This window comes from Cryobacterium sp. TmT2-59, assembly GCF_004403545.1.
GTDB classification, from domain to species: domain Bacteria; phylum Actinomycetota; class Actinomycetes; order Actinomycetales; family Microbacteriaceae; genus Cryobacterium; species Cryobacterium shii.
The window spans coordinates 51,544-62,335 of the sequence record NZ_SOGM01000102.1; the positions used below are offsets into that span (position 1 = coordinate 51,544).

The window sequence follows — 10,792 nt, forward strand, 5'->3', positions numbered from 1 at the left end:
CACGGGCACGGCGCCCGCCGTCGACCCGACGCTCATCGTCATCGTCGGCCCCACCGGCACGGGCAAGTCCGAGTTGTCCCTCGACCTCGCCGCGCGACTGGCCGAGACCGGGCGGCCCGCGGAGATCGTGAACGCCGACGCCATGCAGCTCTACCGCGGCATGGACATCGGCACCGCGAAACTGCCGGTGGCCGACCGTCGCGGCATCCCGCACCACCTGCTCGACGTTCTCGCGGTGACCGACGAGGCCACCGTGGCCCGGTACCAGACCGAAGCCCGCGCCGCGATCACCGACATCGTGGGGCGCGGCCGGGTGCCCATCCTGGTCGGCGGATCGGGCCTCTACGTGTCGAGCGTGGTCTACGACTTCCGATTCCCCGGAACCGATTCCGAGCTGCGGGCCCGGTTCGAGGCCGAACTCACCGCGCAGGGACCCGGGGCCCTCTACACCCGGCTGAAGGCCGTCGACCCGGATGCCGCGGCCCGGATCGGCGCCAGCAACGGGCGGCGCCTCGTTCGTGCGCTCGAGGTAGTCGAAATCACCGGGGCCCCGCACACCGCGGCGCTGCCCGACGCCCCCGTGTACTGGATGCCCGCGCTCACACTCGGGCTGCGCGCACCCCGGGCCGAACTCACCCCGCGGCTCGACGCGCGGGTCGAACGGATGTGGGCGGACGGGCTCGTCGACGAGGTCGAGGGCCTGATCCCGGCCGGGATCGAAACCGGCGTGACCGCCAGCCGCGCCATCGGCTACGCGCAGGCGCTCGGCCAGCTCACCGGCACCCTCACCCGGTCGGAGGCCATCGAGACGACCCAGCAGATCACCCGCCGGTACGCCCGTCGCCAGGTGTCCTGGTTCAAGCGGTCCCCGCAGACGCACTGGATCGACGCGTCGGCCCCCGATCGGCTGGACCGCGCGCTCGCGCGCCTGGCCGACCCGGCCCGGCCCGCCGAGCACTGGGCCGCGGACTCGCCGTCGTAAACTTGGTTCCCATGGGAACTGATCTGAACTTCACCAAGGGCCACGGCACCGGGAACGACTTCGTGCTCTTCGCCGACCCCGACGGGCAGATCGAGCTCACCCCGGACCAAATCCGGGCCGTCTGCGACCGCCGTTTCGGGATCGGCGGCGACGGCATCATCCGTGCCGTGCGCTCCCGCAGCCTGCCCGCCGGGGCGGCGGCCCTCGCCGAGGACGACCAGGCGGAATGGTTCATGGACTACTGGAACGCCGACGGCACGGTCTCGGAGATGTGCGGCAACGGCATCCGGGTCTACACCCGGTTCCTGGTCGAGCAGGGTCTGGCCGTTCTCGAACGCGGTGAGACGCTCAGCATCGGCACCCGCGGGGGCGTGCGCGATGTGCAGCGCGGCGCCGCCGGCTATCAGGTTGACCTCGGCCGGTGGCGGCTCGACGGTGGAGAGCCGCTCGTTCGAGCCAGGAACCTTCCCGTCGCCCGGCCCGGCCTGGGCATCAACGTGGGCAACCCGCACGTCGTCGTCGCCCTCGCGGACGAAGACGAGCTGCTGGGCGCCGACCTGACCGTCGTGCCCCAGCTCGATCCCGCCCCGGCCGCCGGAGCGAACGTCGAATTCGTGCTGCCCGGCGACCCGCTCGTCGTGAACGGGGTCGGACGCATCCGGATGCGCGTGCACGAGCGCGGCAGCGGCGAGACGCTGTCCTGCGGCACGGGCGCCGCGGCCGCCGCCCTGGCCACCCGGCACTGGGCCGGCGCCGGGGCCCCCCACCAGTGGCAGATCGAGGTCACCGGGGGAGTGCTGGGCGTGCGCATGTTCCCGACCGAAGACGGCGAGCACGTCTCCCTGTCGGGCCCCGCGGAGCTCGTCTTCGACGGGGTCTTCCGCCTGAACTGAGTCGCCGCCTGAACTGACCTGCGCGGCGCGCTAGCGGGGCTGCTCGGCCTGCCGCTGGACCCGAAGCACGCGGAAGCCCTTGCTGATGGCCCGGCGAGACGTGGTGAATTCCGAAGGAAGGTCGCCGTCGAGCCAGCGCTGCAGGGAATCGGAGCCGAGGTTGCGCTGCACGACCAGCCAGGCATCCGAGTCCGGCTCCAAACGCGGCAACCAGGTGCGCAGCATCGAGTGCAGCTCGGTCTTGCCGACCCGGATCGGCGGGTTGGACCAGATGGTGCGGAAACTGACGTGGGCGGGAACCTGCTCGGGCAGGACCGCCGTGACGTTGGTGAGGCCCAGCTTCTCGGCGTTCAGGCGCACCAGGTCGAGCGCGCGTTCGTTCACGTCGACGGCCCAGATCGTGGCGCGGGGCGAGGCGAGAGCCAGGTGCAGGCTGATCGGGCCCCAGCCGCAGCCCAGGTCGAGGAAGTCGCCCCCGGGCGGCGGGGTGGGCGCGTTGTTCAGCAGAACCTGGGTGCCGGTGTCGATGTGGTCGGGGCTGAAGACGGAATTGGCGGTGGTCAGCTCGCGTTCCTGGCCTCCCAGTTGTACGCTCACCTGACGGAGTTTGAGGGTGCTGTCGGGTGCCGGGGTGAAATAGTGGTCGGAAGGCATAAAGGGAACTTATCCTGCTTCGAGGAACTAATGTTAAAGCAATGACTGAGTCAAACTTGCCAGGCGACACCGACGACGTGGTCGCACGCGTCCTCGCCAGCGCCGACAGCAAAGCCGCCGGATACTCACTGTTCCGCAGCGGCAGCGCGCAGGCCCTGCAGGCCGAATCCGCCGAGTCGCACGACGGTGAGGGCCACGACGGCGCGCAGCTCGACCGGGAAGACCGCAACGCCCTGCGCCGGGTGCCCAGCCTCTCCACCGAGCTCGAGGACGTCACCGAGGTCGAATACCGCCAGCTGCGGCTGGAGAACGTGGTGCTGATCGGGCTGTACACCCACGGCACCGTCGCCGACGCCGAGAACTCGATGCGGGAACTCGCTGCGCTGGCCGAAACCGCCGGCGCGACCGTGCTCGACGGCCTGATGCAGCGCCGGTCCAAGCCGGACGCCAGCACCTACCTCGGCAAGGGCAAGGCCGAAGAGGTGGCCGGCATCGTCAAGGCGATGGGCGCCGACACAGTCATCGCCGACACCGAGCTCGCGCCCAGCCAGCGCCGCGCGCTCGAGGACGTCGTCAAGGTCAAGGTCATCGACCGCACCGCCGTGATCCTCGACATTTTCAGCCAGCACGCGAAGAGCCGTGAGGGCAAGGCACAGGTCGAACTGGCCCAGCTCGAATACCTCCTGCCGCGCCTGCGCGGCTGGGGCGACTCCATGTCCCGCCAGGCCGGTGGACAGGTCGGCGGCGCGGGCGCCGGCATGGGCTCGCGCGGCCCCGGTGAGACCAAGATCGAACTCGACCGCCGCCGCATCCACACCCGGATGTCCCGGCTGCGCAAGCAGATCCTCGAGATGAAACCCGCCCGCGAAGCCAAGCGGGCCAACCGCAAGCGCAACGCCGTGCCATCCGTTGCCATCGTCGGCTACACGAACGCCGGCAAGTCGAGCCTGCTCAACCGCATCACCCGGGCGGGCGTGCTCGTCGAAAACTCCCTCTTCGCCACCCTGGACGCCACCGTGCGCAAGTCCACGACGGCCGACGGGCGCCTGTACACCCTGACCGACACCGTCGGTTTCGTGCGCAACCTGCCCCACCAGCTGGTGGAGGCGTTCCGGTCCACTCTCGAAGAGGTCGCCGACGCCGAGGTCATCGTGCACGTCGTCGACGGTTCACACCCGGACCCGTCGAGCCAGCTGTCGACGGTGCGCGAGGTGATCGGCGAGGTCGGCGCACGGGAGATCCCCGAAGTGGTGGTCTTCAACAAGAGCGACCTGATCAGCGACGACGACCGGCTCGTGCTGCGCGGCCTCTGGCCCCAGGGCATCTTCGTGTCGGCGCGGAGCGGCGAGGGCATCGAGGAACTGCTCGCCGAGATCTCCGACCTGCTTCCTCGACCCGGCATCCGGCTGGACCTGCTCATCCCCTACGAGCACGGCGACCTGATCGCCCTGCTGCACGACCAGGGGCAGGTGCTCGCGACCGAGTACGCCGAGACGGGCACCCGGGTCACGGCCCTCGTGACGGCCGAGATCCAGCCGCAGTTCGCGGATTTCGTCGTGCTGCCCGCCGTCACCGACTGACCGCGTCACAATCCGTCACCGACTGGCGACGTCCCGCGCGGCGTTGTTAGAGTGTCTCCAATCGTTGCCGCCGAGGTCTGTCCTCGGTGGCATGGAGCGACAGCCGAGCCCGGCGCCCGCCCGCGAACACCCGCCAGGCGCGCCCGGCGGTCCGCGGCCGCCCGGCCAGCCCAGTGCCTGGCACTGGCTTCTGTCGAATGAGGAACACATGTCCACCACTTCGGAGCCCGACTGCGGGAGGATCCCGTTCTCTTTCGAGCTGTATCCACCGAGATCGGATGCCGCCGCAACCGCCCTGCACGCGACCATCGCCACCATGGCCTCGGCCGGGCCGGACTTCATCTCGGTGACCTATGGGGCGAACGGGTCCTCCCGCAGCTCCTCGCTCGAGGTGCTCACCCACATCCTGAAGACCACGACGGTCGATCCGATGGCCCACCTCACCTGCGTGGGCTCGTCCAGCCTGGAGGCGAGCCGGCTGATCCGCGAATTCCTGGATGCCGGCGTGCGCAGCTTCCTCGCCCTGCGCGGGGACCCGCCCGAGGGCGCCGGCGAGGGCGAGGCGTTCCTCGGCGACCTGGGCAGCGCGGCGGAACTGGTGCAGCTGATCCACCGGGTGCAGGCGGAGCGGGTGCCCTATCGGGAGACGGTCATCCCCGGCATCCCGGGCGCCCGGGCGGTGAAGACCGAACGGGAGAAGGTGCGTATCGCCGTCGCCGCGTTCCCGAATGGTCACCCGCGGTCACGGTCCACCTCGCAGGACATCGACACCCTGCTGGCCAAGCAGGCCGCCGGGGCGAACCTCGCCATCACCCAGCTGTTCTTCCACGCCGACCACTATCTGAGCTTCATCCAGCGGGCCCGGACGGCCGGGGTCGAATTCCCCATCCTGCCCGGGATCATGCCGGTCACCAGTCCGGCCCGGCTGCGCCGCATCCTCGAGCTCTCCGGCGAGGAGCTGCCCTCCGAGCTGGCCATCCAGCTCGAAGTGGAGCCGACCCGGGAGGGACAGCGGGAGATCGGCACCCGTCACGCCACCGACCTCGCCCGTGAGCTGATCGCGGGCGGCGCCCCCGGCCTCCACCTGTATGCCTTCAACCAGGCCGACACCGTTCTCGCCGTTCTGGCCGGGGCCGGTCTGATCAAACCCGTCCTCGGTTAGACGGAGCGCAGGACGGCGACGACCTTGCCGAGGATCTCGGCGTGGTCGCCGACGATAGGTTCGAAATTGGAGTTCCGCGGGAGCAGCCAGGTGTGACCATCGCGCTGGCGGAAGACCTTGACGGTGGCTTCGTTGTCGAGCATGGCGGCGACGATCTCGCCGTTCTCCGCCGTCTTCTGCTGACGCACCACGACCCAGTCGCCGTCCATGATGGCCGCGTCGATCATGGATTCGCCCGCGACCTTGAGCATGAACAGCTCGCCCTTGCCCACCAGCTGGCGGGGGAGCGGGAAGATCTCGTCGATCTGCTGTTCCGCGGTGATCGGGATGCCGGCGGCGATGCGCCCGACGAGGGGGACCATCGCGGCGTCGCCCACCTGGGCGCCCGAGTGGAAGCTTTCCGTGCTGCTTGACGAGGCATCCTCGGGCGACTGCGGAATCTCGATCAGCACCTCGAGGGCGCGGGGGCGATTGGGGTCCCGGCGGAGGTACCCGCTCAGCTCGAGCTGGTTGAGCTGGTGCGTGACGCTTGAGAGCGAGGACAGGCCGACGGCGTCGCCGATCTCGCGCATGCTCGGCGGGTAGCCGCGCTGGCTGACCGAGCGCTGAATGACGTCCATGATCGCGAGCTGTTTCTCGCTCAGGCTCTTGCGCCGTCTCGTCCCGCTTTTTTCGCGGGGGCCGCTGGGGTCTTGGGCCACGATTGTCGCTCCTCGTCTCGGGCTGCGCGCGGCCCCGGTAGGCGGTGATCACCGGGCCGCGAGCGAATGTCGGGGGTGCCTGATTGTGTTGCAACCAGACACTCGAAACTGTATCCACCTCCGCGCGGATAGACAAACATTCATTCGAGTGTGTCGCAAGTTTTTTTGAGGAATTTCTTCAAAAGGGCTTGATTGTTCGAATAATCGAATATACATTCGGAACATAGGTTCGCATCCGGCTCTCCCGGCCGAGAGCCGGATGCGACTTAACACAGGAGGTTCGACATGAGCACTGCATTCACCATGAGTTCTGCCCTCGGTCTGAGCGGCGCACTCGATCTGAGCACCGCACCCGACGCGAGCGCCGCCCAGGGGCTGCGCGTCGCCACCGGGCGCAGCACCCTGCGCATCACCCGGCGCGGACGCATCGTCCTGACCATGCTGGTTTCGGTTCCGCTCGTCGCCACGGCACTGGCCGTCGCCCTCAACGGGGGCATCGCCGTCGCCGAGAATTCGAACGTGGGCGGTCGTGTCGCCACGGCCTTCGAGTACGTGACCGTCCAGTCCGGGCAGTCCCTGTGGGAGCTGGCCGAGACCGTCGCCCCGACCTCGGACCCGCGTGAGGTGATCGCGGAGATCGTCAGCCTCAATCAGCTGCCGTCCGACAGCGTGCAGCCCGGTCAGCGTCTCGCCCTGCCGAACGAGTACTGACCTTTTCAGTAATATGGGGGGAGTGACCAGTCTCAACGACCTGCCCCTCCGTGACAATCTGCGCGGACTCACTCCCTACGGGGCGCCCCAGCTTCATGTTCCGGTGGCCTTGAACGTGAACGAGAACACGCACGGCATCCCCGCCGCGGTGGCCGACGACATCGCCGCGGCCCTCGCCGTGGCCATCCGCACGGTCAACCGGTACCCGGACCGCGAGTTCACCGAACTGCGGGACTCCCTGGCCCGCTACCTCGGGCACGGGTTGACCCGGAACAACATCTGGGCGGCCAACGGCTCCAACGAGGTGCTGCAGCAGGTGCTGCAGGCGTTCGGCGGCCCCGGCCGCTCCGTTCTGGGCTTCGCGCCGACCTACTCGATGTATTCCCTGCTCGCCTCCGGCACCGGAACCCGCTGGATCGCCGGCGGTCGCGACGCTGACTTCGAACTGTCCCCGGCCACGGCCGTCGAATGGGTCGACCGGGTGGCACCGGACCTCGTCTTCCTGTGCTCCCCGAACAACCCCACCGGCACCCCCCTCTCCCTGGAGACGATCGAGGCCGTCTACAACGCGACCGACGGAATCGTCGTGGTCGACGAGGCCTACGCCGAGTTCGGTCCGGATGGCTCGCCCAGCGCGATGAGCCTGCTGCCCGGGCGCGAGCGTCTGCTCGTGTCCCGCACCATGAGCAAGGCCTTCGCCTTCGCCGGGGCCCGCGTCGGCTACCTCGCGGCCGACCCGGCTGTGACGGATGCCCTGCGCCTGGTTCGCCTGCCGTACCACCTGTCTGCGCTCACCCAGGCGGCCGCGGTGGCCGCCCTGGCGCACACGCCGGAGATGCTCGCCATGGTCGACGACATCCGTGGCCAGCGGGACCGGCTCGTCAGCGAACTCGCCCGCCTCGGCTACACCCCCCTCCGCAGCTCGAGCAACTTCGTTCTCTTCGGCGGCGTGGAGGACCCGCGGGCGACCTTCGAGGCGCTCCTGGCCCTGGGCATCCTCGTGCGCGACATCGGGATCAGCGGTCACCTCCGCGTCACGGCGGGCACCGAGGCCGAGACCACGGCCTTCCTCGAGGCCCTCGAGGGCCTCGGACGGCAGTGAACACCCCGGGCCAATAAACTAAACGGCATGAGCTTCTCTTCAGCGTCCACCTCGCCCCGCTTCGCCCACCTGCAGCGTGAGACGAGCGAGTCCAGCATCGACCTGTCGCTCAACCTCGACGGCACCGGTGAATCCGACATCCAGACATCCGTGCCGTTCTACGACCATCTGCTCACCGCGTTCGCCAAGCACTCCCTGACCGACCTCACCGTGCGCGCCCGCGGCGACATCGACATCGACGTGCACCACACGGTGGAGGACGTCGGTATCCTGCTGGGCCAGGCCATCAAGCAGGCCCTCGGTGACAAATCCGGCATCTCCCGCTACGGCGACGCCCTCGTGCCCCTCGACGAGGCCCTCGTGCAGGCGGTCGTCGACATCTCCGGCCGCCCCTACCTTGTGCACACGGGAGAGCCGGACGGCTTCGAGTACCACCTGATCGGCGGCCACTTCACCGGGTCGATGGTGCGTCACGTGTTCGAGGCGATCGCCTTCAACGCCGGCCTGACCGTGCACGTGACCGTGCAGGGCGGCCGCGACCCGCACCACATCGCCGAGGCCGAGTTCAAGGCCTTCGCCCGCGCCTTCCGGCAGGCCAAGGCACTCGACCCGCTCGTCTCCGGCATCCCGTCGACCAAGGGTGCGCTGTGACCAGCGTCGTCGTCTTCGACTACGGCACGGGCAATGTGCACTCCGCCGTGAAGGCGCTCGAACTGGCCGGGGCCGACGTCACCCTGACCCGCGACCGCAAGCAGGCGCTCGAAGCCGACGGGCTGGTCGTTCCCGGCGTCGGCGCGTTCAGCGCGGTCATGGACGCCCTCAGGGAGGTCAGGGGCGACGAGATCATCGACCGCAGGATCGCCGGCAGCCGGCCGGTCCTGGGCATCTGCGTGGGCATGCAGGTCTTGTTCGAGCACGGCGTCGAACGCGGCGTCGACACCGAGGGTCTGGGCGAGTGGCCCGGCACCGTCACCCAGCTGCGCGCGCCGGTGCTGCCGCACATGGGCTGGAACACCGTCACGCCCGACCCGGACTCCGTCCTGTTCCGGGGGCTCGAGGGTGAGCGCTTCTACTTCGTGCACTCCTACGCCGCGCAGGAGTGGACCCTGGAGGTCATGCCTCCCTTCCCGAAGCCGCGCCTGACCTGGGCCGAGCACGGGGGCCCGTTCCTGGCCGCGGTCGAGAACGGACCGCTCGTGGCCACCCAGTTCCACCCGGAGAAATCCGGGGAGGCGGGCATCCGTCTGCTCTCGAACTGGCTCGGCTCCCTGCACGACTAGCCGGCCGGCGCTGCTGCCCCGTCTCATCCGGTCAGCGCCCCGCCGTGACCGGCCCCAACCCGCGACCATCCGCACCGATTCCCCCGAACTGAGGACCACCATGACTCCGAACACCCCCGCTCCGCGTCTCGTTCTGCTGCCGGCCGTCGATGTGGCCGACGGCAAAGCCGTGCGCCTGACCCAGGGTGAGGCCGGCACCGAGACCAACTACGGCGACCCCGTCGACGCGGCCCTGGACTGGGCTCGCCAGGGCGCAGAGTGGATCCACCTGGTCGACCTGGACGCCGCCTTCGGCCGCGGCACCAACACCGCGGTGATCCGCGACGTCATCCGTGAGGTCACCGGGGTCAAGATCGAGCTCTCCGGCGGCATCCGCGACGACGCGTCGCTGGACGCGGCCCTGAACGCGGGCGTGAGCCGGATCAACCTCGGCACCGCGGCGCTGGAGAACCCGGAGTGGGCGGCGCAGGTCATCGCCCGTCACGGCGACGCCGTCGCCGTCGGCCTCGACGTGCGCGGCACCACCCTCGCGGCCCGCGGCTGGACCAAGGAGGGCGGCGACCTCTGGCAGGTCCTGGCCCGCTTGGAGGAGGCCGGCTGCTCCCGCTACGTCGTCACCGACGTGACCAAGGACGGCACCCTGCAGGGCCCCAACATCGACCTGCTCCGCCAGGTGATGGAGCGCACCGACAAGCCGGTCGTCGCCTCCGGCGGCATCTCCAGCCTGGACGACCTCCGCGCGCTGCGCGAGCTCGTGCCCCTCGGCCTCGAAGGCGCGATCGTGGGCAAGGCCCTGTACGCGGGGGCGTTTACCCTGGGCGAGGCGCTGGATGTCGCGGGCGCGTAACCTCGGCTCGACCGGCCTGCCCGGCGGACCTGGCGGAGCGGGCGGACCCGGGGGGCCTGGCGACTCCGCCGGGCAGCCCTGGGCCGGCCGGGAATTCGAGACCAACGAGCATGCCGAGGACGACGGCCTTGCCCCGGCTCCACTGCTGGCGGCACTGCGACTTTTTCGCGTCCGGGAGGCCGGCGAGGAAGCGGTGATCGACGCCATCCGTGAGTCGCGGCTGCTCGTGCCCCTGGTGACCCGGCTCGGCGACTCGGCCACGACTTCGGCCGGGCTGCTCATCGACAAGACCCAGGAGCTTTCGATCATCACCGTGGCGGGGCCCGACGGCCGCACGGCGCTGCCCGTCTTCTCCTCGACCGCCGCGATGGCGGCCTGGAACGCGGATGCCCGACCCGTGCCGTCCGACGGCATCCGGGTCGCGCTGGCCGCGGCGCAGGAGAACACCGACCTGGTCGTGCTCGACCCCACCGCGGACACCGAGTTCGTCGTGCGCCGGCCGGCGCTGTGGGCCATCGCCCAGTCGAAGCCGTGGACGCCAAGCTACGCCAGCCGCGAGGTCGCGGATGCCTTCACCGCCTCCGTCGGCACGGAGCTGAGCGTGCTCGGCGTGCAACTGGCCGCGGGCGACCCCACCGGTCGCCTGGCCGGACCCGAGCTGCTCGTGCGCCTCGAACTGGTCGACGGGCTGACTCAGGCCGAGCTCGACGCCACGCTCGCCCGGCTCGCCGCCCGCTGGTCGGCCAGTGACGTGATCGCAACCCAGGTGGATTCGCTCAAGGTGCAGCTCGCCGCGTCGGCGTAGCTCGGCTGCTCGCTCGCCCGCCCGCCCGCTCGCCGGCCCGCTCGCCCGCCGGCCCGCTCGCTCGCCCGCCGGCCC

Annotated in this window: 12 protein-coding genes; 10 read left to right on the forward strand and 2 right to left on the reverse strand. The window is 70.1% G+C overall.

Annotated features, from left to right (window positions below; genetic code table 11):
- Positions 1 to 34: 34 nt before the first annotated feature.
- Both miaA and dapF read left to right on the forward strand, forming a co-directional pair.
- Positions 35 to 982, forward strand: a complete 948-nt coding sequence (gene miaA / locus E3T24_RS16760; RefSeq protein WP_134366003.1) for a tRNA (adenosine(37)-N6)-dimethylallyltransferase MiaA — start codon at positions 35 to 37, stop codon at positions 980 to 982.
- 11 nt (positions 983 to 993) lie between these two features.
- Positions 994 to 1,875: a diaminopimelate epimerase gene (dapF, locus tag E3T24_RS16765; protein ID WP_134365988.1), complete on the forward strand. Its 882-nt coding sequence runs from the start codon at positions 994 to 996 to the stop codon at positions 1,873 to 1,875.
- A gap of 30 nt (positions 1,876 to 1,905) precedes the next feature.
- Here the strand turns inward: dapF and E3T24_RS16770 are convergent, their stop codons facing one another.
- Positions 1,906 to 2,529 carry a methyltransferase gene (locus E3T24_RS16770; protein ID WP_134365989.1) on the reverse strand — a complete coding sequence of 208 codons (624 nt, stop codon included), beginning with the start codon at positions 2,527 to 2,529 and terminating at the stop codon, positions 1,906 to 1,908.
- A gap of 41 nt (positions 2,530 to 2,570) precedes the next feature.
- On the opposite strand from E3T24_RS16770, the gene hflX reads away from it, so the two are divergent.
- Positions 2,571 to 4,109 carry a GTPase HflX gene (gene hflX, locus E3T24_RS16775; RefSeq protein ID WP_134434885.1) on the forward strand — a complete coding sequence of 513 codons (1,539 nt, stop codon included), beginning with the start codon at positions 2,571 to 2,573 and terminating at the stop codon, positions 4,107 to 4,109.
- 208 nt (positions 4,110 to 4,317) lie between these two features.
- Positions 4,318 to 5,271, forward strand: coding sequence for a methylenetetrahydrofolate reductase (locus tag E3T24_RS16780; protein WP_134404587.1), 954 nt, complete (start codon positions 4,318 to 4,320; stop codon positions 5,269 to 5,271).
- Here E3T24_RS16780 and lexA read toward each other — a convergent pair.
- Entirely contained in the window at positions 5,268 to 5,972 is a 705-nt protein-coding gene (gene lexA / locus E3T24_RS16785; protein ID WP_255572760.1) for a transcriptional repressor LexA, read from the reverse strand. The two genes, E3T24_RS16780 and lexA, sit on opposite strands and share 4 nt — an antisense overlap.
- A gap of 285 nt (positions 5,973 to 6,257) precedes the next feature.
- Here lexA and E3T24_RS16790 point away from each other — a divergent pair, with 285 nt between their 5' ends.
- The 6 genes from E3T24_RS16790 (at position 6,258) to E3T24_RS16815 (ending at position 10,717) form a co-directional block, all read left to right on the forward strand.
- The gene (locus E3T24_RS16790; RefSeq protein ID WP_134365993.1) at positions 6,258 to 6,683 is read left to right on the forward strand and encodes a LysM peptidoglycan-binding domain-containing protein; all 426 of its coding nucleotides are present in this window, start codon (positions 6,258 to 6,260) and stop codon (positions 6,681 to 6,683) included.
- A gap of 13 nt (positions 6,684 to 6,696) precedes the next feature.
- Positions 6,697 to 7,785: a histidinol-phosphate transaminase gene (locus E3T24_RS16795; RefSeq protein ID WP_134402407.1), complete on the forward strand. Its 1,089-nt coding sequence runs from the start codon at positions 6,697 to 6,699 to the stop codon at positions 7,783 to 7,785.
- A 27-nt stretch (positions 7,786 to 7,812) separates the two neighbouring features.
- Positions 7,813 to 8,436 carry an imidazoleglycerol-phosphate dehydratase HisB gene (gene hisB, locus E3T24_RS16800; protein ID WP_134365995.1) on the forward strand — a complete coding sequence of 208 codons (624 nt, stop codon included), beginning with the start codon at positions 7,813 to 7,815 and terminating at the stop codon, positions 8,434 to 8,436.
- On the forward strand, positions 8,433 to 9,065 hold the full coding sequence (gene hisH / locus E3T24_RS16805) for an imidazole glycerol phosphate synthase subunit HisH (RefSeq protein ID WP_134365996.1): 633 nt from the start codon (positions 8,433 to 8,435) through the stop codon (positions 9,063 to 9,065). The genes hisB and hisH overlap by 4 nt, the downstream gene beginning before the upstream one ends.
- A gap of 100 nt (positions 9,066 to 9,165) precedes the next feature.
- Positions 9,166 to 9,912 (forward strand): bifunctional 1-(5-phosphoribosyl)-5-((5-phosphoribosylamino)methylideneamino)imidazole-4-carboxamide isomerase/phosphoribosylanthranilate isomerase PriA, encoded by a 747-nt coding sequence (gene priA / locus E3T24_RS16810; protein WP_134365997.1) that lies wholly within the window; start codon positions 9,166 to 9,168, stop codon positions 9,910 to 9,912.
- Positions 9,896 to 10,717 (forward strand): SseB family protein, encoded by an 822-nt coding sequence (locus E3T24_RS16815; protein WP_134402408.1) that lies wholly within the window; start codon positions 9,896 to 9,898, stop codon positions 10,715 to 10,717. Before priA ends, E3T24_RS16815 begins: the two co-directional genes overlap by 17 nt.
- Positions 10,718 to 10,792 lie beyond the last annotated feature (75 nt).

What these genes read in the sequence shown, in the direction of transcription:
- E3T24_RS16795 (WP_134402407.1), top strand. Translation starts at nt 6,697, where the DNA reads ATGGGGGGAGTGACCAGTCTCAACGACCTGCCCCTCCGTGACAATCTG.
- dapF (WP_134365988.1), top strand. Translation starts at nt 994, where the DNA reads ATGGGAACTGATCTGAACTTCACCAAGGGCCACGGCACCGGGAACGAC.
- hflX (WP_134434885.1), top strand. Translation starts at nt 2,571, where the DNA reads ATGACTGAGTCAAACTTGCCAGGCGACACCGACGACGTGGTCGCACGC.
- E3T24_RS16815 (WP_134402408.1), top strand. Translation starts at nt 9,896, where the DNA reads ATGTCGCGGGCGCGTAACCTCGGCTCGACCGGCCTGCCCGGCGGACCT.
- E3T24_RS16780 (WP_134404587.1), top strand. Translation starts at nt 4,318, where the DNA reads ATGTCCACCACTTCGGAGCCCGACTGCGGGAGGATCCCGTTCTCTTTC.
- E3T24_RS16790 (WP_134365993.1), top strand. Translation starts at nt 6,258, where the DNA reads ATGAGCACTGCATTCACCATGAGTTCTGCCCTCGGTCTGAGCGGCGCA.
- E3T24_RS16770 (WP_134365989.1), bottom strand. Translation starts at nt 2,529, where the DNA reads ATGCCTTCCGACCACTATTTCACCCCGGCACCCGACAGCACCCTCAAA.
- priA (WP_134365997.1), top strand. Translation starts at nt 9,166, where the DNA reads ATGACTCCGAACACCCCCGCTCCGCGTCTCGTTCTGCTGCCGGCCGTC.
- hisB (WP_134365995.1), top strand. Translation starts at nt 7,813, where the DNA reads ATGAGCTTCTCTTCAGCGTCCACCTCGCCCCGCTTCGCCCACCTGCAG.